Annotated in this window: 21 protein-coding genes and 1 tRNA gene; 15 read left to right on the top strand and 7 right to left on the bottom strand. The window is 46.0% G+C overall.

The window, feature by feature from the left end:
- Nucleotides 1-96: 96 nt before the first annotated feature.
- Together CRO03_RS11040 and CRO03_RS11035 are read left to right on the top strand one after the other, a co-directional pair.
- Entirely contained in the window at nucleotides 97-1,938 is a 1,842-nt protein-coding gene (locus tag CRO03_RS11040; RefSeq protein WP_097111695.1) for a cyanophycinase, read from the top strand.
- A gap of 39 nt (nucleotides 1,939-1,977) precedes the next feature.
- A complete protein-coding gene (locus CRO03_RS11035) occupies nucleotides 1,978-4,278 on the top strand; it encodes an ATP-binding protein (RefSeq protein ID WP_097111694.1) in 2,301 nt (766 codons plus the stop codon).
- A 29-nt stretch (nucleotides 4,279-4,307) separates the two neighbouring features.
- Here CRO03_RS11035 and arcA read toward each other — a convergent pair whose 3' ends face one another.
- Entirely contained in the window at nucleotides 4,308-5,015 is a 708-nt protein-coding gene (gene arcA, locus CRO03_RS11030) for a two-component system response regulator ArcA (RefSeq protein ID WP_097111693.1), read from the bottom strand.
- A gap of 195 nt (nucleotides 5,016-5,210) precedes the next feature.
- The gene (locus CRO03_RS11025; protein WP_097111692.1) at nucleotides 5,211-6,920 is read right to left on the bottom strand and encodes a HAMP domain-containing sensor histidine kinase; all 1,710 of its coding nucleotides are present in this window, start codon (nucleotides 6,918-6,920) and stop codon (nucleotides 5,211-5,213) included.
- Between the two features lie 146 nt (nucleotides 6,921-7,066).
- Here CRO03_RS11025 and CRO03_RS11020 point away from each other — a divergent pair, with 146 nt between their 5' ends.
- Nucleotides 7,067-7,465, top strand: a complete 399-nt coding sequence (locus CRO03_RS11020; RefSeq protein ID WP_097111691.1) for a DUF3293 domain-containing protein — start codon at nucleotides 7,067-7,069, stop codon at nucleotides 7,463-7,465.
- On the opposite strand, the gene CRO03_RS11015 is transcribed toward CRO03_RS11020, so the two are convergent.
- Genes CRO03_RS11015 through trmB form a run of 3 tightly spaced genes read right to left on the bottom strand, consistent with a single transcriptional unit; the run spans nucleotide 7,462 to nucleotide 9,573 of the window.
- Complete coding sequence (locus tag CRO03_RS11015) at nucleotides 7,462-7,797, bottom strand: hypothetical protein (RefSeq protein WP_097111690.1); 336 nt, start codon at nucleotides 7,795-7,797, stop codon at nucleotides 7,462-7,464. The two genes, CRO03_RS11020 and CRO03_RS11015, sit on opposite strands and share 4 nt — an antisense overlap.
- A gap of 4 nt (nucleotides 7,798-7,801) precedes the next feature.
- Entirely contained in the window at nucleotides 7,802-8,833 is a 1,032-nt protein-coding gene (locus CRO03_RS11010; RefSeq protein ID WP_097111689.1) for a class I SAM-dependent methyltransferase, read from the bottom strand.
- Nucleotides 8,833-9,573, bottom strand: a complete 741-nt coding sequence (gene trmB, locus CRO03_RS11005) for a tRNA (guanosine(46)-N7)-methyltransferase TrmB (protein WP_097111688.1) — start codon at nucleotides 9,571-9,573, stop codon at nucleotides 8,833-8,835. Before trmB ends, CRO03_RS11010 begins: the two co-directional genes overlap by 1 nt.
- A 177-nt stretch (nucleotides 9,574-9,750) precedes the next feature.
- On the opposite strand from trmB, the gene mutY reads away from it, so the two are divergent.
- Genes mutY through rlmM form a run of 6 tightly spaced genes read left to right on the top strand, consistent with a single transcriptional unit; the run spans nucleotide 9,751 to nucleotide 14,095 of the window.
- Nucleotides 9,751-10,821 (top strand): A/G-specific adenine glycosylase, encoded by a 1,071-nt coding sequence (gene mutY, locus CRO03_RS11000; RefSeq protein ID WP_141397747.1) that lies wholly within the window; start codon nucleotides 9,751-9,753, stop codon nucleotides 10,819-10,821.
- Nucleotides 10,822-10,834: 13 nt separating this feature from the next.
- Nucleotides 10,835-11,107, top strand: a complete 273-nt coding sequence (locus tag CRO03_RS10995; protein ID WP_097111687.1) for an oxidative damage protection protein — start codon at nucleotides 10,835-10,837, stop codon at nucleotides 11,105-11,107.
- A 20-nt stretch (nucleotides 11,108-11,127) separates the two neighbouring features.
- The gene (locus CRO03_RS10990) at nucleotides 11,128-12,063 is read left to right on the top strand and encodes a transcriptional regulator GcvA (RefSeq protein ID WP_097111686.1); all 936 of its coding nucleotides are present in this window, start codon (nucleotides 11,128-11,130) and stop codon (nucleotides 12,061-12,063) included.
- Complete coding sequence (locus tag CRO03_RS10985; protein ID WP_170948998.1) at nucleotides 12,044-12,664, top strand: alpha/beta family hydrolase; 621 nt, start codon at nucleotides 12,044-12,046, stop codon at nucleotides 12,662-12,664. The genes CRO03_RS10990 and CRO03_RS10985 overlap by 20 nt, the downstream gene beginning before the upstream one ends.
- Nucleotides 12,639-13,016: a DUF423 domain-containing protein gene (locus CRO03_RS10980; protein WP_097111685.1), complete on the top strand. Its 378-nt coding sequence runs from the start codon at nucleotides 12,639-12,641 to the stop codon at nucleotides 13,014-13,016. Before CRO03_RS10985 ends, CRO03_RS10980 begins: the two co-directional genes overlap by 26 nt.
- Nucleotides 13,013-14,095 (top strand): 23S rRNA (cytidine(2498)-2'-O)-methyltransferase RlmM, encoded by a 1,083-nt coding sequence (gene rlmM, locus CRO03_RS10975; RefSeq protein ID WP_097111684.1) that lies wholly within the window; start codon nucleotides 13,013-13,015, stop codon nucleotides 14,093-14,095. Before CRO03_RS10980 ends, rlmM begins: the two co-directional genes overlap by 4 nt.
- A gap of 41 nt (nucleotides 14,096-14,136) precedes the next feature.
- Here rlmM and CRO03_RS10970 read toward each other — a convergent pair whose 3' ends face one another.
- Nucleotides 14,137-15,267 (bottom strand): endonuclease/exonuclease/phosphatase family protein, encoded by a 1,131-nt coding sequence (locus CRO03_RS10970; protein WP_097111683.1) that lies wholly within the window; start codon nucleotides 15,265-15,267, stop codon nucleotides 14,137-14,139.
- A 364-nt stretch (nucleotides 15,268-15,631) separates the two neighbouring features.
- On the opposite strand from CRO03_RS10970, the gene CRO03_RS10965 reads away from it, so the two are divergent.
- From CRO03_RS10965 to CRO03_RS10945, 5 genes are all read left to right on the top strand, one after another.
- Complete coding sequence (locus CRO03_RS10965; protein WP_097111966.1) at nucleotides 15,632-18,673, top strand: TonB-dependent receptor; 3,042 nt, start codon at nucleotides 15,632-15,634, stop codon at nucleotides 18,671-18,673.
- Nucleotides 18,674-18,878: 205 nt separating this feature from the next.
- The gene (gene udk, locus CRO03_RS10960) at nucleotides 18,879-19,511 is read left to right on the top strand and encodes a uridine kinase (RefSeq protein WP_097111682.1); all 633 of its coding nucleotides are present in this window, start codon (nucleotides 18,879-18,881) and stop codon (nucleotides 19,509-19,511) included.
- Between the two features lie 20 nt (nucleotides 19,512-19,531).
- Nucleotides 19,532-20,740 (top strand): NupC/NupG family nucleoside CNT transporter, encoded by a 1,209-nt coding sequence (locus tag CRO03_RS10955; RefSeq protein WP_097111681.1) that lies wholly within the window; start codon nucleotides 19,532-19,534, stop codon nucleotides 20,738-20,740.
- Nucleotides 20,741-20,755: 15 nt separating this feature from the next.
- Entirely contained in the window at nucleotides 20,756-21,703 is a 948-nt protein-coding gene (locus tag CRO03_RS10950; RefSeq protein ID WP_097111680.1) for an isopenicillin N synthase family dioxygenase, read from the top strand.
- 125 nt (nucleotides 21,704-21,828) lie between these two features.
- Nucleotides 21,829-21,914: transfer RNA gene (locus CRO03_RS10945), tRNA-Leu, on the top strand.
- A gap of 181 nt (nucleotides 21,915-22,095) precedes the next feature.
- On the opposite strand, the gene CRO03_RS10940 is transcribed toward CRO03_RS10945, so the two are convergent.
- The gene (locus tag CRO03_RS10940; protein WP_097111679.1) at nucleotides 22,096-23,562 is read right to left on the bottom strand and encodes a RimK family protein; all 1,467 of its coding nucleotides are present in this window, start codon (nucleotides 23,560-23,562) and stop codon (nucleotides 22,096-22,098) included.
- Between the two features lie 164 nt (nucleotides 23,563-23,726).
- Here CRO03_RS10940 and CRO03_RS10935 point away from each other — a divergent pair, with 164 nt between their 5' ends.
- A complete protein-coding gene (locus CRO03_RS10935; RefSeq protein ID WP_170948997.1) occupies nucleotides 23,727-24,863 on the top strand; it encodes a GNAT family N-acetyltransferase/peptidase C39 family protein in 1,137 nt (378 codons plus the stop codon).
- Nucleotides 24,864-25,059 lie beyond the last annotated feature (196 nt).

Raw genomic sequence — 25,059 nt, 5'->3', positions numbered from 1 at the left:
AGGATAATCTACAACCACTAAATATAGGGTTAGCGCTTAGCGCATTATCAGTAGTCTGCAGGCTGTGATTGCCTGAAAAACAACAAGAAAGAGCCGATGAAAAAAATAACTGCTTGTTTATCCGCCATTTTAATGGCAATGCCGGTTTTTACTCTTAGTGCCAATGATGAAAATAAGACCATGCCTGAATACTCTATGTTATTAATGGGCGGTGGTCTGGCTACTTGTAGCTCAACCAGCAGCCGGCATTGTAGTAGCGAAGAGGTGTTTTCTGCTGCGGCCAAAAAGCACAGTCAGTTTCAATTAAGTACTGAGCACCTGCAAGCGATTAACAGCTCCGGCTTCTGGTCAGAAGATCGCATTATAGAGCAACAGCAAACCCTGGCAGTTCTGGAGTTTTTGCGCGGTCAGTTGGGCAGTGACATTGTTTCTGAGCGCGAATTACTGAGATTATGGCGTGGCGCTGAGATAGAGGTTGATGGTATCTGGGTTTCGGGACGCAACGTTTATGCAGGCTTAAGCAGCCGCGAGCTGAATTTCGTAATGGACCAGCTGGAAGTTCCGGTAATGGTTAGCAATAATGCGACCCGCAGCAGCCTGCGCAGCCGGGAATATGCTGATTTAGCCAACACTAAAAATAATTTCACTGTAGAGCTGCACCAGAAGTTTGTAGCAATGGCGCAACAAATAGCAGGCGATAAACGTAAACCGCGGATCCTGGTGGTAACGGCGTCATCACGTGACCCTTTTGCGGCGGTAGACTTCTACACCAACTTATTTGCAGAGGCTGGAGCTGATGTTAGCTGGCTGCCAATCAGTGCGGCGTCTCAAGCAGCGTGGCAGACGGGTAATAAAAACAGCTGTGAAGACTTAAATAAACACCTTGCCGAGCAACACGGTAGTTATCAGCGGCAGCGGGTTTACCCTGATTTAATGGTTCAGAAAACAGAGTTTTGTCAGGCTGGCAGTAAAGCTGCGGTTGCACAAATTCGCCGTTCAGATGGGATATTTTTTAATGGTGGCGACCAAAGTTTAACTTTGCGGGCATTGCGGCTCGATGATGGTTCTGCGTCAGCTGAGTTGCAGCAAATAGAGCGAATGCTGGAAGCGGGCCAAATTGTAGTTGCGGGTACCAGTGCCGGTACGGCGGTGATGTCAGGTGGCAGCTTTAATGGTCAGCGCACGCCTATGATTACTAACGGTGATAGTTTTAATGCCATGCAATTTGGTGCCTTTGATTTACCTGCCCCAGCGGTTGGCTGTGATAAAGATCAGAGTTGCAGTAATGGCCTGGCTGAAAACCACCTGACATACAGCGGTGCAGGAGGTCTTGGTTTGTTCCGCTGGGGAGTGCTCGATACGCATTTTTCAGAGCGTGGCCGTCAGGGGCGACTGATCCGCTTGCTACATGATACCCAAAGTCGTTTTGGCTTTGGTATAGACGAAAATACTGGCTTACTGGTTGGTTTTGGCCGCAGTGCAGAAGAGCCGGGAGTGCGAATGGCTGTGCTGGGTGAAGCAGGCGTCTATGTGGTCGATATGAATAACGCAAACAGTAGTGGCGAAGGCAGTGCTTTAAACTTACGCAATGTTGTTACTCATTATCTGACCCGGGGTGATGAAATGGAGTTAAATGCCAACCAGTTACGCAGTCGCTTTGCTGACTGGAAGTATGCGCCGAATAATCTGGCACAGCCATTACTTACTTCTGGTGATATTTTTGAGCGTGACAACTATAAACAGCTGAGTCATTTACTGTGTATGACCCAGGCCAGGCAGGCGGAAGGCCGTGCCGTCAGAGTAGGGCAGGGTTATGCAGTTTCCGTGTACAAAGATCATAGTTCTTATACCCGGCAGGGTAGTTTCAGACAGCAGGGTGAAGAGATAGCTTACTGTTCATATCGAAATATGATGGTTGACCTGCAACCTGCTAATTAAGGTGGTTTTTACAAAAAACCGCGTAAAGGGTAGCGCATAATGCAAAGTCCGGTGCACCCAAAGGTTAAAGCTTTTGCTGCATTGATAAAACGTTGGGGGAAATTTCGCCTCGGCGTAGTATTGTGGCTCAGTTTGCTGGCAGTGCTGGTGCTGGTGCACTATACCTATGCTGCATTGTTTGCAGTGGTGGTTGACTGGGCAATGCTGCACGCTCAGCTGATACTCGCTATGCTGGCCAGCCCCGTCGTTATTCTGATCGTGTTCTATCTGGTGCTGCACCTTGATGCTGCCCTACTTTACCTGAAAGACTCTGCTCATCAGGAGCGCCTGCTTAACCAGAATATGCAGGATAGTATCCGCCAGCTTAATTTCGAGATAGAAGAGCGGAAAAAGGCTTTTCAGGCGAAACGGCGTGCTGTAGATGAACTTCGCAAAGAGATCTCTGAACGCAAAAAAACCCAGCAAGAGTTGGAAGAGCAGAGCTTGCTTATCCGCTCTATTGTTGACAGTTCTCCGGACTTATTTTATTACCGCGATGAAAACGGCCATCTGGCAAGCTGTAATAAAATGTTCGAAATTATTATGGGTAAATCAGCCCAAGAGTTGATTGGCTTTCATCCTGCCGAGCTTTATACCGAAGACAGTGCGCAAGCGGCGATATTAACGGAGTATGAGGCTGCAGCGGAGCACACCGAACTGACGCTGGATGTCGAGTTTGTGAAACCAGACGGTCAGCTGCTCTGGTTTGAAATGCGTAAAGTACCTTTCTATGATGGCCAGGGGCGTTATATCGGCTTGCTGGGGTTTGGTCGCGATATTACCTCGCGTAAATTAGCTGAACAGGCACTGGAAAAGGCCTATCAGGACAAAGGCAAGTTTATTGCTACCTTAAGTCATGAGCTCAGAACGCCGCTAAATGGCATAGTCGGTTTAAGCCGGCGACTGCTGGACAGTACTTTAGGGCCTGAACAGCACAGCTGGGCCAATACTATCTTTAGCAGTGCCGAAACGCTGGGCAACATTTTCAATGATATTATTGATTTAGACAAAATAGACCGTCAGGATTTAGACATTGTCTTTCAAAGCATTCATATCCAGAGTTTTCTGAATGATATTGCTAATTTTGCGGAGCTGATATGCCAGCAAAAAGGCCTGAGCTTTAAAATGATCAGCCAGGGTGATCTGAATTCCTACCTGAAACTGGATGCGACCCGGCTGCGGCAGGTTCTTTGGAATCTGTTGAATAATGCTGTTAAATTCACTGCTCAGGGACAAGTAACCCTTGAGTGTATGCTGAAAACAACAGCGGCCGGCCCGGTTGAGTTATTGTTTAAAGTTCAGGATACCGGTATCGGTATTGCCAGCGCTGAGCAGGAACGTATTTTTGACATGTACTATAAGTCTAGTGACGGTCGCCGGCTAAGCATTGTTGGCTCGGGAATTGGCTTGTCTGTATCGCGGGCGCTGGTAGAGGCAATGGGCGGTAAAGTATCATTGACCAGCAAACCGGGTCAGGGCAGCTGTTTTAATGTGCAGTTGCCAACAGAGCAGGTTGCTGCACCAACTATCAGTACAGTGAGTTGTCCAGAGCTGACCGTATTACTGATTGAGGATGTACCACTTAATGCCGAAATAGCCACGGCACTGCTGGAGCAACGTGGTCATACTGTTATTCATGCAGATACCGGTGAAGATGCGATAGCGCTGCTGGAAACTGAAGATGATATTGATTTGGTGTTGCTGGATATGCAGTTGCCGGATATGAGTGGTGATCAAATTGCCCGGTATATGAGAAGCGAAGCGCATTTACAGTCCATCCCGATAGTAGTGCTAAGTGCCAACGTAAGAAAAGCCGAAGAGCAGCTGACTGACGTTCAGGTTGATGGCGCACTGGCAAAGCCAATTAATACCAATAAACTGGACCAGATGCTGGCCCGGTTGTTTTCCCCTAGTGCCTTAAAGCTGCAACAACTTAGTCCGGTGAAGCCTGATAATGGCGATAATCAGATCCTTGACCTGGCTACCCTGCATGACTATATGCAGTCATTAGGGCCTGAGGCGATGAAACGCAGTGCTCAATTGTTTGCCCAGTTATTACCGGGCTACATCAATAAAATGATTGAAGCTGCAGTACAACAGCACCCGCAGGACTTTAAAGAGTCTGCCCATAAGCTAAAGGGCGCTGCAGCGTCGGTAGGGTTATTATGGGTGCAACAACAAGCGAAAAAGTTTGAGCAGGAAACCATGAGCTGGCATGGGCTGGAACGACAACTCGTTGATTATCACTTAAAAGCAGAGCAGCACCTGGCTGCTCTGTATGATTTTATTGAAGCGAATTAACAGCCCGGTATTTCAGGCTGTCACATGGCTTACTTGTCTATCTTTCCGACAAAACGATATCCTTCACCGTGAATGGTGCTGATTAACTCAGGGCTGTCGATATCTGATTCAAAGTGCTTACGAATGCGACGAATTGTTACATCAACGGTACGATCATTCGGGCGCAGCTCACGGCCTGTCATATGACGGATCAACTGCTCACGGGTAAAGATTTTTCCCGGAGTGTCCAGCATTAAACGCAGCGCACGGTATTCACCTTTTGGTAAGCGGCGTGCCATACCTTTAGGCGAAGTCAGGTTGCGACTGTTTTCATCAAGGGTCCAGCCATTAAATTTAACAATGCTTTTGTGCTCTTCAATCACAGGTTGGGCAACAGTGCGGCCTAACAGGTTGCGGGCCCGGATTGTCAGCTCACGAGGGTTGAATGGCTTAGTCAGATAATCATCAGCACCAATTTCCAGTCCCAGAATGCGGTCTACTTCACTATCACGACCGGTCAGGAAAATCAGACCAATATTTTCTTTCTGGCGCAGTTCACGAGCCAGGATCAGACCGTTCTTACCAGGTAAATTAATGTCCATAACAACCAGGTTTACCGGATTTTGTTCCAGCTTTTGATACATCTCTTCGCCGTTAACTGCTTCGATGACATCATAGCCTTCACCCTGGAACAGATTAACCAGATTCAGTCTGGTAACTTCTTCATCTTCAACGATCAGAATCACAGGTGTTTGCATTAGAGTTAAACCTTATGTGTTTTTTGTGAACAGTATAGCGTACTAATTACTATAGTTGCCGTGGACATGTCAAATACTGGCGCAATTATAGCGGGACGGCCAATTGTTAACAAGATTTTTGTTAACAATTGGCTCGGGCAAATTAGTACCCGCTTGTTTTGAATTTAAAAAGTTAGTTAATACAAAAGGATAAGTTTAGCTTGTACTTTTATGGCTGTTATTAATTACCGGAAAATCTATAAGTACTTTGACCCCGAAACCGAGGGTACTATCAAAACTGATTTTGCCATTTAACGCCTGAGTAACCAGGTTATATACCAGGTGTAAGCCTAGGCCACTGCCGCCTTCACCACGTTTAGTAGTAACAAAGGGATCAAAAATTCGTTTTTTAATCGCTTCAGGGACACCACTGCCATTGTCGCTGTATTCTAACTGGCAACGGGTGCCGCTGATTTTTACGGAAATGTGTATTTCCCCCTGATCGTTATCCTCGAAAGCATGAATAAGGCTATTCATTATCAGATTAATCAGTATTTGGTTTATCGGGCCAGGTTTACTCTCAATAATCAGTTCGGGCGGACACTCTACCAATACCTGATGGCGGGTTTTTTTCAGATTGGGGCGCAAAGCTAATAATACTTCATTGATAAGTTGCGCCATATTGAAGCTGCGCTGACTGTCATTTGACTGATCGACTGCGACTTGTTTAAAACTGCTGATTAAACTGGCTGCACGCTCGAGGTTGCGGTAAATGATGCCCAGATTTTCTTTACTTTCACTTAAAAAGCGACCCAGTTGAGACGAGGTTAGTTTTTTCTCAGTAAACGCCCGCTCGATACCTGTCAGTTTATCCTGCAACAATGTCGATGCGGTAACGCCGAGGCCAATGGGTGTATTTACTTCGTGGGCTACGCCCGCCACCATCTGGCCCAGGCTTGCCATTTTTTCGGTTTCAACTATCTGGTTCTGGTACTGGTGTAAAGTGGCAAGGGTATTAAGTAATTCCTGATTTGACGATTTCAACGCCTCAGTACGTTCATTTACCTTTTGCTCTAAGCCCTGATATAGCTCGCGTATTTCAACTTCTGTTTGCTGTTGTTTGATAATCTGGCGTTCAATTTTATCGAGCATGGTATTGAGTGCCTTACCAAAAACGTTAAATTCTTCAATGTTATTTTGTGGTGCCCGTAAGTGGTAATCCTTGTCTTTTGCCACGCTTTGCACCAACTGCATTAACTGATTGATTGGAGTGGTGAACCGTCGCTCAAGCTGACGGGTTAGCAAATAAACGACAATTAACGCGCAAAAAATAGTGAACAGGTCAAATAAAACTCTGTTTTGAATATAGCTATGCAGCTCCTGCTGACTGGCCCTGATAAAAACAAAGCCGGCAACTGCATCGTTGAGCCTTATTTCCTGGCTCAATTCTATATAATTATCACTTAGTTGAGGTTCAATAAAAGACGACACTTTTTCTAATTGGGCCGGATAAGGGCCTACACCGCGGGCATTGTAAATTGAATAAAGAGCCAGCTTGCCTGTTGATTGCTGTAGGCGGTAGATGTGAATGTTGTGAAACATTGGTACTGCTTCAAACGAACGCAACCTGCTTTCTTCTGTGTGAGCATAATCGTTATAGATGTTTTCCCGCTCATCAGCAAAACCGGCTTCAGTTTGGATTATTGCTTTTTCTGCCTCAGCAAAGCTGGCCTGAGCATTAAAAGCGATAATACTGGCATAGCTTTTCAGCTCGTTAATCAACGCTTGCCGTTGCTGTTTGATGTCCTGCATTGTTGAGGCGAGCATAGAGACACAGATAGTAAGACTACAGATTGTCATCACACCAACAAATAATACGTTGCGAATGGTACTGGTTTTAGAACTGGTGTTGACTACTGCTTTCATGCATTGCTCACTTTTAGCTGAGATTGCTGCAACTGTTCCAGATTAAGTATTGATGTTATGCAGTTAATGTTGTTTTAGCAAACCTGTTTGGTGTTTTTGTGGCGGGCGGGTATAGTTAACTTGATTGTTTTTAGTGAGTGTCACACATGTCGTTATGGGAAGCTTATAGAGACAGTGTCTTTATCTGCCGGCAGCGTTTGGCAAGTCAATTGAGTTTTGCCATTATCAGTGCTCAGAATCCGGCAGGTGAATTAAAAAATCCACATCTGAATTTATGTCTCGACAAGCGGTTTGAGGGGTTTTTACAACAAGCCCGTATTCCGTTTCGGTCGGTAGTAGGGGCATCGGCAGATTTACGTTTTCAGGAAAAAAGCTGGATAGTGTTTTGTGATAAAGTACAGGCTATGCAACTTGGTCGTGATTTGCAGCAAAACGCTATTTACTGGGTTGAACAAAACAAGCTGTACCTGGTACCAGTTTTGTATCAGCGAACTGAAGAATATCTTGGTTTATTTGAAAGTAGAGTCATTCTGCTGGCCGATTAACGTTGATGCTGCAGGATTGCCAGGATAACCGGCAGATCATCACCATACTCAACTTCATACTGCCGTCGTGTCATGTTTTGCTCAATTTTTTGCTGTTCACTGCCCGGTTGCTTTAGCAGCGGCTGAAAATCTGTAACGCAGATGCAAAGCAGCTGAGTTTTATTCTGCGAAGGTAATTTATCTGCCCGGTACAACTGATGCGGGCACGCTTTAACCCGATTTTTATGCTGTATGCACTGTTGAGGTACGGCCGCCTGAACCAGCATTGCTCCGGGTGTAATAAAGGTTACACCTAAAAATACCAACGCCAGCATTATCGACCGCAACTTCATCGCCTTACCTTTTAATTACCTGATAAATAACAAAACCATTAGCTTTTGCCAACACCGCCACTTTACCAAAAGTTTGCTCCAGCAGCGTCTGATAAGCAAGATGAGAGTTAGCAACCAGCGTCAGACTGCCACCCGCATTTAGGCGGGTTTTACTCTGGCTGATAAACGCTTCGCTGATACTATAGTCGGTTTTAATGCCAGTATGAAATGGCGGATTGCTGACAATATGATCAAAACTGGCTGGTTGCGCCGGCAGACCATCTGCAGTGATTACCGTACCCTGCAGATTGTTTGCACGTAATGTATGTTCAGTAGCCTCAGTCGCCAGGGCGCTGACATCTGAGCAATACAGACTGATTTCGCTGTTAATTTTTTTCAGATAAGCACCTATAACGCCACAGCCGCATCCAAAATCTAATACTGAGCCTTTAGTAATATGTTGCAGGTGGTTAAGTAGCAACGCGGTGCCGCTATCGAGTTTGCCATGATTAAAAACCCCGGCAACAGAGCAGACCTCAAGCGTAGTTTGCTGCGCAGCTTGAGTAATAGTAAATTGTTGCTTGCTGAATACGGGCTTTGCCAGCTTTTCTAATGAGCCATTCAGGCAATACCACAGGCAATGTTTGGCGTTATCCAGTTTATGAGCCTGCAAGCCAAGCTTTTCGGCATGGCTGCTAAGGCTTTTAATACCACCTTTATTATCACCGACCAGATAGAGCTGGCTGCTGTCGTTTAATGCCGTTGCAATAGCGGCCAGAGTTAAACTGAGTTGCTCTTTGCTTTTCGGGTAGTAAATAACCACCGTATCAAATTGCTGTTTAAAATCAGGTAGGGCACTGAAATAACAAGTGATGTCAGGTGCTTGCCAGCTCTGGGCACTAGCAGCGTTGGTGGTGTAGCAACTAAGTTTACTATCAGCTGGCAGCTCTGACAGCAGGCTGCGGGCCAGTTCATCCGCAGGCGGCTCAACTATTAAAATATTGCCTGTTAAGTCAGCAATGTTACGCAACAGCATCTGGCTGGTATTGGCTAACATTAACTTATCCTTTTAAACATGAGATCCCAGACACCATGACCAAGTCGCTGGCCGCGCTGCTCAAATTTAGTCAGGGGACGATGTGCCGGCCGTTCAACATAGTCACCGGTGGCTGACAGGTTTTGAAAGCCCGGAGCAGCCTGCATAACCTCTAACATATGCTCAGCATAATTTTGCCAGTCTGTCGCCATATGAAATACGCCATCAATCTGCAATTTCTGCCGCAGTAGCTGGACAAACTCGCTCTGAACTATCCGCCGTTTGTGGTGACGTTTTTTATGCCAGGGATCAGGGAAAAATAACTGCACTGTGCTCAGGCTGTTATCGGCAATGCTGTCATTCAGCACTTCTACGGCATCATGTTCGAATAAACGTAAATTGCTCAGGCCAGCAGCAGCGGCATCACCCAGACAGGCACCCACACCGGGTTTATGAACTTCAATCCCAATAAAGTCTTGCTCTGGCGCATTGCTGGCCATTTCAACCAGTGATTTCCCCATGCCGAAACCAATTTCCAGCACAACCGGCGCACTGCGACCAAACACCTGCTCCAGATCCAGCGGGCTATTCTGATAGCTTAAGCCAAATGCCGGCCAGTGATTATCAAGTGCGTTTTGCTGGCCTTTAGTCAGTCTGCCTTCGCGCAGCACAAACGAACGGATCTTTCGCATATAGGGTACGCTTTCGCTTTGTTCAGCAGGCGGTTGCTGTGGTTCAGGTTGCACTGGGGTGTTGCTCATTGTTGGCTCCGAAATCAAACTGCGGCGCACATTATGCGGATATTAGAGGCTAAGCTCAACTGACGTTTTGCGTTGGCTTTCAGGCACAAGCTGCTTATACTGCGCTGCAATTGGCGTAGTTGCCAAAAATAGTGAACATTCATGTGAAGCAACTGATGAAGTAAGTGGAGCGGGCTATTGCAAAAAGATATTGCTAATTGGTTTTCAGATCAGCTGCTTAGCTGGTATCAGTTGCATGGCCGTAAAACGCTGCCCTGGCAAATTAATAAAAGCCCTTATAAAACCTGGCTCAGTGAAGTGATGCTGCAGCAAACTCAGGTTGCGACAGTTATACCGTACTTCGAGCGGTTTATTCTGCGCTTTCCGGATGTAACCAGTTTAGCCGCCGCGTCGCTGGACGAGGTGTTACATTTATGGACCGGGTTAGGTTACTACGCCCGGGCCCGTAATTTACATAAGGCTGCCCAGGTTATTGTCGCTGAGCATAATGGCACGTTTCCGGTTGAATTTGAGCAAGTACTGGCGTTGCCCGGAGTAGGACGCTCTACTGCTGGCGCCATTTTGTCATTAGCACTGGGCCAGTATTACCCAATTTTAGATGGCAATTGCAAACGGGTATTGAGTCGCTTTGCTGCCGTCGCTGGCTGGCCCGGTAACAAAGCCATTGAGCAACAGCTATGGCAACTGGCAGAGCAGGTTACTCCTGATAGCACTGATGTAACAGCGTTTAATCAGGCAATGATGGACCTGGGAGCAACGCTTTGCAGCCGCAGTAAACCCCGCTGTGCTGAATGTCCGCTAAAGCTAAATTGTCGGGCAGCACTGGTTGGCGAGCAGGCGTTATATCCAGGTAAGAAGCCTGCGAAAACCTTACCTGAAAAACAAAGCTTCTGGTTAATGATGCAGCATCAGCAACAGGTGTTGTTGCAGCAGCGACCTGCCAGTGGTTTGTGGGGTGGCTTATACGGTTTTATTGAATTTAGCAGCGAGCAACTGCGATCTGACTATTTGCTGTTAAATAAGTTGCAGGTAACTGCAAGTCTCGAGTTGCCAACATTTCGCCATACTTTCAGTCATTTTCATTTATGGATAACACCGCAGCTGGTGCAGCTTGAGACTAAACCTGCCAGTGTGCAGGAGCAAACTGGCGCACAATGGTTTACAATAGCGCAAATACCGCAGGTGGGGTTATCAGCACCAGCTAAAATCCTGCTGCAACAGCTGCAGGCATTACATACCCCGGAATGAGGAGCAAGGTTTTATGAGCAGAACGGTTTTTTGTCAGTACTTACAGCAGGAAGCAACGGGGTTAGATTTTCAGTTATATCCGGGCGAGCTGGGTAGTAAAATTTTCAACTCGATCAGCAAAGAGGCCTGGAGTAAATGGCAGGCTAAGCAAATTATGCTGATTAACGAAAAAAAGCTGAATATGATGAATCCTGAACACCGGCAGTTCCTGGAGCAGCAGATGGAAGCCTTTTTGTTTCAGGGCGAGGATATTGAAATTGAAGGCTATAAGCCGCCAGCCAGTTAATTGTTGAGTTAAGCGAACTTATGGCGCGTCGTCTGCCACCATTAAATGCATTAAAGGCCTTTGAAACCGCGGCCAGGCACCTTAGTTTTACTAAGGCGGCTGAAGAAATGTATGTCACCCAGGCTGCCATCAGTCATCAGATTAAAGCGCTGGAAGACCATCTCGGTTTAAAGTTGTTCATGCGCAAAAACCGCTCGCTGTTGCTGACAGAAGAGGGGCAAAGCTATTTTCTTGATATAAAAGAAATATTTTTACAGTTGCATGAATCGACAGAAAAGCTGCTGGCGCGTGGTGCGAAAGGCTCCTTAACCGTGAGTTTGCAGCCCAGTTTCGCGATTCAGTGGCTGGTTCCACGCTTAAATCAGTTTAGTGAGCAGCACCCGGATATTGATGTCCGGATCAAGGCGGTTGATTTAGATGAGGGTTCACTGACCGACGATGTTGACGTTGCTATATATTATGGTCGTGGCAACTGGCGTAACTTACATGCCGATAAGCTGCATACTGAGTATTTGTTGCCGGTGTGTTCACCATTGCTGCTAAATAGCGGTAAGCCGCTGAACGAGCCTACTGATCTGGCAAAGCACAATTTGTTGCACGATGGGTCGCGTCGGGCCTGGAAAGCCTGGTTTATCAGCCAGGGCTTTAAACAGTTTAATGTTAATCAGGGGCCGATTTTCAGCCATTCTTCCATGGTGCTGCAGGCAGCTATTCATGGCCAGGGTGTGGCATTGGCGCACAACGTGCTGGCCCGGCCTGACATTAACTCGGGCCGCTTAATAGTGCCGTTCAACCATGTGCTTATCAGTAAAGACGCCTATTATCTGGTATGTCGGGAAAGCCAGGCAGAGCTGGGTAAAATAACTGCATTTCGTCAATGGATGGTCGATATGGTAGCGGCTGAACATCTGCTGTTTACCGAACAGCAATTTACCAATGCCGTCGCCATTGATTAAAGCCAAAGCGCGCCTAATTCTGGCGCATGGTGCCGGAGCTGCATGCGACAGCCCATTTATGAATACACTGGCCGGGGCGCTGGCAGGGCACCATATTGAGGTGCAGCGTTTTAATTTTCCTTATATGCAGCGCAGTATTGAACTAGGCAGTAAAAGGCCACCTGACAAGATGGTCTTGTTGCAGCGGCATTTTATGGAACAAATAAGCATGGTTAAACCAGATTTACCGCTTTTTATCGGCGGAAAATCAATGGGCGGCCGGGTCGCCAGTATGCTGAACTTGCCCGACACACTGCGGGTTAACGCGATATTTGCCTTTGGCTATCCGTTTCACCCGCCTGGCAAAGACCAGTGGCGGACTGAGCACTTTACCAGGCTTTCAATGCCGTTACATATTTTGCAGGGCGAGCGTGATCCTTTTGGCAAACGTACCGAGCTCTCTGAACTAAGCTGGCCAAACGTTAGCATGCACTGGCTAACGGCGGCGGATCATGATTTTAAGCCAACCAAAAGCAGTGGCCTGCAGCAGCGGCAACTTATCAGCGCAGCGGCAGCATATTGCAGTGAGGTAATAGATGAAATACTTCTGGCCAGCCAGTAACAGCCTTACAGCCCTGTATGGCGCGGCAGTAGTGGGGTTGGCGGCAGCACTGATGCACCTATGGGCGGGGCTGGATAACAATGAGTTTGGCCGCTTGTTAAGTGCCATTAGTATGCTGGCGTTTCATACGCTGGCACAACTGATTATTGGCCGCCAGTCTGCAGCATCTAAACTGCTAAAGTTAGTGGTGCTGCTCTGGCATATCGGGCTTTGGTTATTTTGCTGGACCTTGTTTGCCGGTGTGCTGACGCTGCCGTTTTATTATTCCGCCCTGGCGCCGCTTGGTGGACAAATTTTGATTATTGGCTGGTTGTTGCTTGTGGTAAGCGCCTGGCGAAAGGATGTTAAATGAAACAGTTACTACTTTATTGCCGGGCGGGTTTTGAGAAAGAGTGCGCAGCAGAAATTCAGGACAAAGCAAGTAGCTTTGATGTGTTTGGTTTTTGCAAACTAACAGCAAATTCAGCTTACGTTATCTTCGAAGCCTATGATGAAGATGGTCTGGCAGAGTTTTATCGAGACTATCCATTTGAGCATCTTATTTTCATCCGACAATGGTGCCTGCTGCAGGCTGAGCTGCTTGAATTGCCGTCTGAAGATCGAATAGCGCCTTTACTTGAAGCTCTTGTTGCTGCTGAATTAACCGGCTGTGGTGAGCTACGGGTTGAATATCCTGAAACAAACGACGGTAAAACGTTGTCAACCCTGGCGCGTAAATTAACTGTACCTCTTCGCCAGTCTTTGCGCAAAGCCGGCGTATTATTGCAAAAAGAGCAAAAACGAGCGCCGGTTTTGCACGTGTTGTTACTTAGTGGGCAGCAAGGTTATGTTGGCTTGTCTTATCCGGAAAATAACAGCCCGCTGGAAAACGGTATTATGCGGTTGAAGTTCCCCAATGAAGCACCCAGTCGCAGTACTTTGAAACTGGAAGAAGCATTTCTGCAGTTTATTCCTAAGCCTGAATGGGATAAGCGTTTAGGCGGTGGCTTAAATGCAGTTGATTTAGGTGCCAGTCCGGGCGGCTGGACCTATCAGTTGGTTAAACGCAGCATGATGGTAACTGCTATTGATAATGGCCCTATGGCTGAGTCGCTAATGCAAACCGGCCAGGTTAAGCATTTAACGGTAGATGGTTTTAAGTTTGAGCCGCAAAAGAAAAATGTCTACTGGGTCGTCTGCGATATGATTGAGCAGCCGCAGCGGGTTGCCGAGCGGATGGGAGATTGGCTGATTAACGGCTGGTGTCAGGAAGCAATATTTAACTTAAAACTGCCGATGAAAAAGCGCTACGAAACTGTAACCGGGATATTGGCTCAGCTGGAGCAGCGGCTGGTGGATGCTGATATCAAATTTCGCTTGCATGTTAAGCACCTGTACCATGACCGTGAAGAAGTCACGGTACATGTGCAAAACCTGGTTTTGAAATTCTAAGCCTGTCTTTATTTTTCCATTTATTTAAGTTGCGCGCTGAATTATTCAGCGCTGATTTCAAGCTTCAGCCAAACCAGACGATGATCTGAGCTGGCCCCGCGGGTGCCAACCAACGGATAGTCGGCCTCATCTTTTGCCGGCCAGAATACACCGCCATCTTTAATGCTAAAACCAAAATCTGACGCCAGTACATAGTCTGCCCGCATCCGCCAACTGGCGGTATGATATCTGGCGTGCGTAAGGTCCGGAGTGTTTTCTGCCGCCCCCTTACTTGCAGGGGTGAAGTTCTGGTTTATTCTGCGATGGCTAACCAGCGCTTTTATAGCACTGTTTATGGCATCACCGTCACCATCAGCTGAGGCATTTAAATCGCCAAGCAATACAAAACGACGATCATCAGCCAGGCCACCTTTATTACCATTATCATCATAGATATAGCTGGCAGTGGCCGGGCTCAGATAATCAAGCCAAAAGCGGATTTCATCATGGTTGCGGATGCCGTTGCGATTTTCAGGACCGTCAAACACCGGCGGTGTTGGGTGGCTGGCCAGTAAATGAACGGTTTTGCCATTAATTATCAGCGGAACATCCCAGTGAGATTTAGATGACAACGGCATTTGCTGCCATGCCTCTGCGCTATACCAGGGACTGCCATCCTGTTTTGTTGTTGGCATAAAGTCAGGCATATCACGCCATTTAAAATGCTGGAAAGTTCGCACTTTGGCATTATCAATCGGGTATCTGGATAAAATGACCATGCCGTACTGTCCCGGATAAAATCCGTAGCCCCAGGCGTCAGCGCCAACACCGGTGGCTTCCCCGTCATTGTCGAGATCAAAAGGACTGGGCTGGCCGGTATTAACGGTTGCATAATAGAAATAGGGATAGTCTATTGCTTCGCTACCATGTTGCGGTTGATTCAGATAATTTTTGATAAATGCCTTAATGCCAGACTCAGGTTTTGCAATGTAATCAAATTCATTAAGCAAAAGCACATCGGGCCGGACCCGCTGGATAATAGCGGCAATATTTTTCACTTGCGGGTTGTCACCCCTGGTCAGGATTTTTGCCAGAACTGTATTGTCGCCGGCTTCCCCCCGGGCAAGGTAGTTACTGGATTCCATACTGACGTTAAAAGTAGCGACTTTGATCTCAGTGGCTTTATCGGCCATAGATACTCCGGACGTAAGCAATAATAAGCCAAAATACAGGTGCTTAAGCATAGTTAATATTAGTTTGAATAGCGGTGAGCCAGCATAGCTGTGCCATTATGAAAAAGCCAGCACAGTGCAGATTTATGCAGGAAAATGATATTTTTTTAATCAATTTGAGGAGCGAACGTTCGCAACTCTGACCAGCCATGTTACACTTACGTGACAGGCGCACTTTGACTAAAGAAGAGCTTAAAAGTTCCCGGTTAAATTGTTTTGTAACGAAAATGACATAAATGATAGTTACAATTATGCCCAGGTTGAAAACAGCATATGTATTCAAACGGAATTAGAAAATTACAATCAACTACCAGGTGAAAACGATATGAAAATAAAACATATAGCGTTGTCTGTTGCCCTAGCGCTCGGTGCAAGCAATATTGCAATGGCACAGGAAACGTCTTCGTCGATTGAAGGTTCAATTACTACGCCCAGTGGAACGCCTGCAGCGGGTACCAAAATCACAGTGATACATGTACCGTCAGGCTCCTCAAAAACGGTAGAAACAAACAGCAATGGTACATTCTCATTGTCTGGTTTACGTGTTGGTGGCCCATACAGAGTCATAGTAGATTCTACGGTTTTTCAAGATACGACAGTAGATGATGTCTTCCTGACGTTAGGTGAAACATTTAATGTCGGTCTTCAGTTAGATGAAACTTCAAATATTGAAGTCATTAACGTTACAGCCAGCCGTTTAGCGGCAACAGCATTTGGGCAAATAAGCCCCTCCGCTACATTTGATTTAGATGACTTGCAAAAAGCACCGTCCATTAACCGTAATATAACCGACATTATCCGGATGGACCCGCGGGTTTACGTTGACGAAACTCGTGGTGATGCCAACCCTGTCCAGTGCGTTGGCAAGAGCAATCGTTTCAACAGTCTTACTGTTGACGGTGTAAAACTCAACGATTCCTTTGGTTTGGGTTCCAGTGGGTATCCTACTGTAAGAATGCCGTTTTCATACGATGCAATCGATCAGGTTTCTGTAGAAATCGCGCCGTTTGATGCTGTTTACACCGGTTTTACTGGCTGTAACATCAACGCTGTAACTAAATCAGGTACCAATACTGTTAAAGGTGGTTTGTTTTTCGATTACGGCAGTGATGCGCTTCAGGGGGACTCTCTTGAAGGGGACAACATTAATTTACCGGACAATAGCGATAAACGCTTTGGATTTAATGTCGGCTTCCCTCTGGTGCAAGACAAATTGTTTGCGTTTGTATCTTATGAGAAGTACGAAGGTAACAGTATCTTTACCCGCGGCACTATAGATTCTGGTGCAATTAATGAAGTTTCTCTTCGTCAAGAAGACTTGAATGAAATTGTTCGAATCGCTAATGATCTGTACCAATACGACCCGGGTCCGGTGCCAACAAGTTTACCTGAAGAAGATGAAAAAATTCTTCTTAAACTTGATTGGAATATTAATTACGATCATCGTTTAAGTTACACTTACAATTACAACGATGGTAATTTCTTCAATACCTCCGACGGCAGTTCAAATGAGTTTGAGCTGCTCAACCATATTTATGAAATTGGGGCTGAACTGAACTCTCACCAATTATCTTTTTATTCTGATTGGACTAATAAGTTTTCTACTGAGGTGCGCCTATCTCACTTAGAACTTGATAACCGCCAAATCTCTATTGAAAATCAAAGTGGGCTTGTCGGCGGTGGTAACTTCGGTGAAGTACAAGTTAGAGTTGTAAACCCTGATTCTAGTGATGTTGTTACTGTATATCTGGGTGGTGACGACAGCCGACAGGCTAATGATTTAGACTACGATGTTGCTGGGTTGATTCTGCGTGGTAAATACGTTACGGATAACGATCACACATTCACCTTTGGTTACGAGCGTGAAGAATTAGATGTATTTAATGTCTTTGTGCAACATACAGAAACAGAATTGCGCTTCAGAAGTATCGCAGATTTTGAATCAGGTAATCCTTCTGCTATTTACTACAATAACGCTCCATCACAGGATCCGAATGACGCGGCAGCAGTTTGGGACTATGCAATCAACTCGCTATACGTTCAGGATGAGTTCTATCCAACTGACAATTTAAAGTTAAAAGTTGGTTTGCGTTACGACTGGTATACAACAGATTCCAGACCAGTAGAAAACACGGAGTTTACAGCCGATTATGGTTTTGCTAACAATGCTAATCTGGATGGTGAGGGTTTAATTCAACCACGCATTGGTTTTAACTATTCACTTACCGATAGCACTGACTTACGTGGTGGGCTTGGTATTTTCAGTGGTGGCAACCCTAATGTCTGGTTCTCGAATAACTTTTCTAACAATAACGTACTGCAGTTTGGTCAGCGTGGCAGAAACTTTGGTTATACCGATGGTTCGCGCTCACTATTTGATGATGACGTAGTATATCGTGGTGTCGAAGATGGTGTGCCATCAGGACCGGGTTATGGTATCCCCTCTGAGCTATATGACGGTGTTTCTGCAGGACAAGGTGACAACAACGAAATCAATTACTTTGATCCTGATTTCAAAATTCCTACCGAAACCAAGTTATCGTTTGGTGCAACACATGTAACAGAACAAGATTACGTATTACAGGCTGACTTATTAGTATCTGTGACTAAAGACCAAGCTATAGTATTACGTGGTGATTTAGAGCAAACTGGTACTAATGCTGAAGGCTACCCAATCTACGATAGCGTGCGGATGCCCTCTTTTGTATTAACTAACAGCTCTGAAGATAGTACCTCTTATACCGTATCATTCGGTTTAATGAAGTCTTGGGACAACGGCATCAGCTTAACAACAGGTTATGCTTATAACCACGCTGAAGATGTTCAGCCAATGACCAGTTCAGTGGCTTTCTCTAACTATCAGTACCGCGCGTTTACTGATCCACAAGAGCAGGTATCTAGTTTATCTGACTATAATATTGAGCATAGACTTACAGTCGCTATGACGTATGATGTTCAGTTCTTTGATGGATACGATACCACCTTCTCAGCATTTGGTTTGATTCAATCAGGACGTCCATATAGCCGGACTATTCCTAGAGATGACGTGAACGATATTTACGGCTTTAACCCATACCTGGACAGCAATAACGTATTGCCTATCGGCAACAAGCGTAATGGCGAAGACGGTTCATGGTGGAACAAAGTTGATGTGCGGGTGAGTCAGCAGTTACCTGGCTTTGTGAAAGGTCACAATGCGAGTATCTTCTTCGTTATTGATAACTTCACAAACCTGTTAAATGACGACTGGGGTATCGCTGAGCGAGTATCGTTTAATACAGTTGATTTTGACGATACTACGCCGGAAAATCGTCAGGGTGACGCTTCATTGTGGCAAATGCGGATTGGCTTAAATTATAATTTTTAAGTGCTTAGCGCTATAAGATGTAAACATTAAGTCGATCTTCACGAACACGTGAGCCCTAATAAAGGCCTGTAGCAGAAATGCCACAGGCCTTTTTTATACAATTTTATACTACTTTAACAATTGCATTTTTTTTAACTGTTTTTATTTCTATCTGCAGCATTATTAGCGATAATCGCCAGCTGTTTTCCAGAAAGTAGGCGATGTTGTGGCTAAAAATACCATTATTGCTATTGCTGGTGCCTCGGCATCCGGTAAAAGTTTGTTCGCATCAACAGTTTATCAGGAACTGGTAGCTGAGTTAGGTGGCGAGCGGATAGCAATTTTATCTGAAGATGCCTATTACCGGGACCAGAGCCACTTATCGTTCGATCAGCGGGTTCTGACTAATTATGACCACCCTTCTGCTTTTGAACATGCTCTGCTGGTAGAACATTTACAGCGTTTACGTGCTGGGCAAAGTATCGAAATGCCACAGTACAGTTACAAGTTACACACCCGGCTGGACGAGACTATTAAAGTGCAGGCTGCTAAAGTAATTTTGGTGGAAGGTATTTTATTACTTAACGACGAAAAGCTGCGTCAGCAATTTGATATCAGTGTGTTTATGGATACCCCTCTGGACATTTGTCTGCTGCGGCGCATTAAACGTGATTTAGAAGACCGCGGCAGAGGCCTGGCTTCGGTAACGGAGCAATATGAAACGACTGTGCGGCCGGCTTTTTTTGAGTTTATCGCACCTTCTAAACAATATGCCGATTTAGTGGTTACCCGTGGCGGTAAGAACCAGATTGCTATCGATATTATAAAAGCAAAAATTCGTCAGTTGCTGGCAGAATAATAATAATCAGGGAATAACGTATGATGGGAATAGTGGGCATTTTTGCCCTGTTACTGGTAGCTATTGCTGCTTCCGCGCACCGTAGCCGGATTAACTGGCGTACCGTTGGCGGTGCTTTTGCTATCCAATTGGCAATAGGTGCTTTTGTATTGTATGTACCCTTCGGCCAGGATGTGCTTTACAGTATATCCCAGGTAGTAGCTAATGTTATTGGCTATGCCAATGCGGGGATACTTTTCTTATTCGGTGACTTAGGTAATTTTTCACAGGGCTTTATTTTTGCCATTCATGTGTTAACTATTATTATCTTTTTCTCGTCATTAATTGCTGTGCTATACCACATCGGTTTGATGAGTTGGGTTATTCGGTTAATTGGTGGCGGTTTGCAAAAGTTACTGGGTACCAGCCGGCCGGAATCTATGTCAGCTGCTGCCAATATTTTCGTTGGTCAAACCGAAGCGCCATTGGTAGTAAAGCCGTTTATCCCGACAATGACCCGCTCAGAATTATTCGCAGTTATGGTAGGTGGCCTGGCATCGGTTGCTGGTTCAGTACTGGCCGGCTATGCTGGCTTAGGGATTGAGCTGAAGTATCTGATTGCAGCCAGCTTTATGGCGGCGCCCGGTGGCTTTTTAATGGCAAAAATAATATTGCCGGAAACTGAGCAGCCGAAGAATGAGTTAACTGAAATAAGCACTGAAAAACCCCATACCAATGTGATTGACGCGGCTGCTGCCGGCGCGTCCAGTGGTATGCAACTGGCACTTAACGTAGGTGCTATGCTATTAGCTTTTGTTGGGTTAATTGCGCTGGTAAATGGCATTGTTGGCGGTGTTGGCGGTTGGTTTGGGGTGGAGAACCTGACGCTGCAATTGATATTCGGTTATGTATTTCAGCCGCTGGCATTTATTCTGGGGGTATCCTGGGATGAAGCCAGGCTGGCTGGTAGTTTTATTGGCCAGAAACTGGTAATTAACGAATTTGTCGCATACCTCGACTTTGTGCAGGTGAAAGATCAGTTGAGCGCTCATACCCAGGTAATAGTGACTATTGCCTTGTGTGGTTTTGCTAACTTTTCTTCAATTGCAATTTTATTGGGCGGTCTGGGCGGTATGGCCCCGGAGCGTCGGTCCGATATTGCTGAGCTGGGTTTAAAAGCCCTGCTTGCCGCAACATTGGCCAACTTAATGAGCGCTGCTATTGCAGGGTTCTTTTTTTCCTTAGGCTAAAAACAGGTCTTTTATATGACACAGCAAGTTCCAACGTTAGATATAAGACGGTTTGCCACCGACAAAGATAACTTTGTTGCCGAAATTGGCAAAGCCTACACCGAGTTTGGATTCTGCGGCATTAGTGGCCATGGTATTTCAGACGAAGTGGTAGCAAATACCTACAGTGCTGTTAAGCAATTTTTCGCTTTACCAAATGAGGTTAAAGCAAAATATCATAAGCCCGGTCAGGGCGGGGCGCGCGGTTATACCGGCTTTGGCGTTGAAAAAGCTAAAGACTCAAATCATCCCGATTTAAAAGAGTTCTGGCATGTTGGCCGGGAGCTGGCTGGGCCAGCGCCACACCCTTGCCTCTATCCGAACGTGTGGCCGGTTGAAGTCGCTGGCTTTAAAGATGCCACCTATACTTTGTATAGTGAGCTGGAAAAGTTGGGCAACCGGGTGCTGGAGGCATTAGCGTTATTTTTAGGCCAGGACCAGCAATATTTCGCTGACAAAGTGAACTACGGTAACTCGATATTAAGGCCAATTCATTATCCGCCGATTAAAGACAGCTCCACTGAATCTATCCGTGCTGGTCAGCATGAAGACATCAACCTGATTACCTTGTTAGTCGGTTCAAATGAAGCTGGCCTGGAGATTCTGCGTCGTGATGGTAGCTGGTTACCGGTAACCACTATTGAAGGCACTATAGTGGTTAATATTGGTGATATGTTGCAGCGGCTTACTAACCATGTTTTGCCTTCTACCACTCACAGGGTAGTTAATCCGGCAGGAGCGGCAGCAGGAGAGCCACGTTATTCAATTCCGTTCTTTATGCACCCGAACCCGGACTATGTAATCGAAACGCTGGATACCTGTATCAATGAGGAACGGCCCAATCGTTATCCGCAGCCAATAAACTCCAACGACTACTTAATGCAGCGGCTGGAAGAAATTGGCTTGCTGAAAAAGGCGAAGTAAAACGGGCTTTGCTCAGCAAATAAGCGAACGGATAAAAACGAGCAGAATAGTTGAATTCAGTAGTTGACTAGTTTATTTGAATCGCTATACTGCTCGCCATGTTAAGCACCTGGTGCGAAACATACGCAGATGTGGTGGAATTGGTAGACACGCAAGCTTCAGGTGTTTGTGCCCACAAGGCGTGAGAGTTCGAGTCTCTCCATCTGCACCAAATTAACCGGCCAAGGCCGGTTTTTTTGTGCCTGCAATCCCTGCCGGCATATCTTAGGGACCAGTCTTCTGCTGTCCACAAAACGGCAGGATAGCCGTTTTGCACAGCTCTGCTGCCGAAGGCGAGCATTAGGGATGATGCGAGTGATAAACGTTCCTGACGTTTTTGTGTCCTCTATATGTTACCGTTTTAATTCGATACGGCGGATAAAGTCTTCTACAAGAATATCGTATAACTTGTTCCCCAGATGCAGGTCTTCCACGCCATCGTCAATATTCGGGTTGTCATTTACCTCTATTACATACACTTTTTCGCCATCCTGTTTTACATCAACCCCGTACAGGCTGTCACCGATAGGGGCGCAGGCGCGAATAGCGGCATCCAGCACATGCGCCGGTACTTCATTTACTGCGCAAGTGCTGAAGCCACCGCTTTCAGTTTTGGCTTTACCGTGTTTGTATATTTGCCAGTGATTACGGGCCATAAAATACTTGCAGGCAAATATCGCCTGGCCGTTGAGTACACCAATCCGCCAGTCGTATTCGGTAAAGGTATAACGCTGTGCCAGGATAATAGCGCTTTGCTCAAACAGGGTCGCCAGGGTAGAGCGGAATTCTGTCAGGGTTTTTACTTTAATTACCCCCCGCGAGAAACTGCCATCTGGTATTTTCAGCACCAGTGGCAAGCCAAGGCTATCGGCAGCGCGCTCCAGATTATCTTCATCTTGCTTAAATAGCATCAGACCATCTGGCATGGGTACTTTATGTTGTTCAAATAAGGTGTGCAGATACACTTTATTGCCGCAGCGTAAAATAGAGCTTGGGTCGTCAATTACGGCTAAACCTTCGCGCTCTGCCTTTTGGGCCATATAAAAAGTATGATGATTTACTGCGGTGGTTTCCCGGATAAACAGGCCATCAAATTCCGCCAGCCGGTGAATATCCTTAGCGGTAATCTGTTCTACGTCCATCGCAGCCTTTTTTGCCGCCCTGACGAACAATTCCAGGGATTTTGGGGTGCAGGGCGGGAACTTCTCTTTTGGATCAACCAACACCGCCAGGTCGTACTTGAATTTGCGGTTAGTGGGTTCCAACCGCCAGATTTTATGGCTATATTTTTCCAGGATATTACCGAACAAGCTTTGTTCGGTTTCAGTAAGTTTGTTGACACTACCGATTTTCAGCGTTTTCACCTGCCAACTGGTTTTCTTTTGCAACTCAACCCGCAATATTGGCACCGGAAAAGCTTCAAACAGAAATGAGGCGACCTTTTTGAGGGCTTTGTGCTCAGTTTCGCCAAAATAAATGTTGAGCGTAAGTTGACTGGCGGTTTCGTCTGTCAACGCCTTATTAAGTTGCTGCAGTAGTGCCAGTGGCACTTCATCAGCGATATCGGCAATTTCATGACGATTAAACTTATTAAAGGCTCTTACTGATGGCATAACATTATGGCCGCGCGCTTCTGCCAGTAAAGAACAATAGTAGCCACTACCCAGATAGTGCGACTGGCGGCAGAGGTTAATGACCCGAACCCGCTGCTTTTGTTTTACCGACCACTTTAAATAGGCGGGTAAACTCATTACGCCATCATACTGATGGAAAGGCGCCCAGTCCTGAGCTTTATCTACTATTATTATCAGTTTCGCCATGTTGCCTCCTGTTAGCGGGTCTAGCCTGACTTATTACGGCATCGAATGACAGCAAATTATTTTTCAGCATAGCATCAGAATTTCTTACTGGCATTTCAATTGGATAACTGTTGTTATGTATCTTCCAGCAGATGCTGGTAACCGATGTTAAAGGACAACCATTAATGACTGTGCAGTTAGTTAAGTCAGAGCAAGCGTCTGGCACAGTACTAAGACCTGCAGCTTTGGCTGACGTGCCAGCATTACAATTATTGGAGCAACGCTGTTTTAGTTCTGATCAGCTTAGTGTTCGCAGTTTCCGGCGTTTTATCACCGAGAAACGCAGTGACCTGGTGGTACTTGAAGTAAATGCGCAGCTTGCTGGCTATTTTTTGCTGATTTATCGGCGTGGTACCAGTTTGGCGAGGTTATATTCAATAGCTGTAGACCCGGCATTTCGTAAACAGGGTCTGGCCGAAAAGCTTATGGCCGAAGCAGAGCTGCAGGCGGCAGACCGACACTGTGCATTGCTGCGCTTAGAAGTTCGTAAAGATAATAGCGCAGCAATAAAGCTGTATCAAAAGCTGCAGTACCATGAGTTTGCAATTAAGCATGACTTTTACGAAGATCATGCTGATGCTATCTGTATGCAGAAACAGATCATTCAGTTTGATAGTGACTCAGTGATTCGGCAGGTGCCCTATATAGCGCAAACTACGCCTTTCACCTGTGGCCCGGCCAGCTTATTAATGGCATTTAACTACTTCAAGCCTGGCTCGTTCGATCCATATCAACTTGAAATAGAACTGTGGCGGGAGGCGACGACCATTTTTATGACCAGCGGTCATGGTGGTTGTGGACCAAGGGGGCTGGCACTTGCTGCCAGCCGAAGAGGTTTTACCGCAGAGGTTTATGTTAATCATGATGGTCTGCTATTTGGTGACAGCGTGCGTAGTGAGGTAAAAAAAGCGGTATTACAACGGGTGCACGATTCGTTTAAGCAACAGGCAGAGCAACAACAAATACCAGTTCACCATACAGAGCTTACCCTTAATGCTATCAGGCAACACCTGCAACAAGGTAAATTAATAATTGCCCTGATTAGCACCTGGCAGTTTGATAAAAGCAAGGCTCCACATTGGGTAGTGCTGTGTGCGGCTGATGATCACTTTATTTATATTAATGACCCGGACACTGACGATATTCCCTGGTTATCGACAGCTGAGCGGCAATACATTCCAATTGAGTATAAAATTTTTAGCAAAGCATTCAGCTATGGCAAAAAGCGTCTTAAGGCAGCCGTGATTATCGGAGTGACTTAAAAGTCGTCAGGTTATGTCGATATTTTGGTTAAATTGCCTGCTTTATATGCGAACGAACACTAAAACTAACGTTTTGTTGTATTTCTACTTGCGCCTGCCGTTAAACGCCCTATAATGCGCGCCATGCCAAGGGGTGCTGCGCTAAGCAGGCTTCAGGTGAGATAAGCCGGATTGCAAAAATCTTTAAAAAAGACCC

The sequence above is a fragment of the Arsukibacterium tuosuense genome (genome assembly GCF_900215315.1).
In the GTDB taxonomy this organism is placed as follows: Bacteria; Pseudomonadota; Gammaproteobacteria; order Enterobacterales; family Alteromonadaceae; genus Alishewanella; species Alishewanella tuosuense.
The sequence above is the reverse complement of the archived record's forward strand: the minus strand, read 5'-3'. Positions and strand labels throughout refer to the sequence as shown.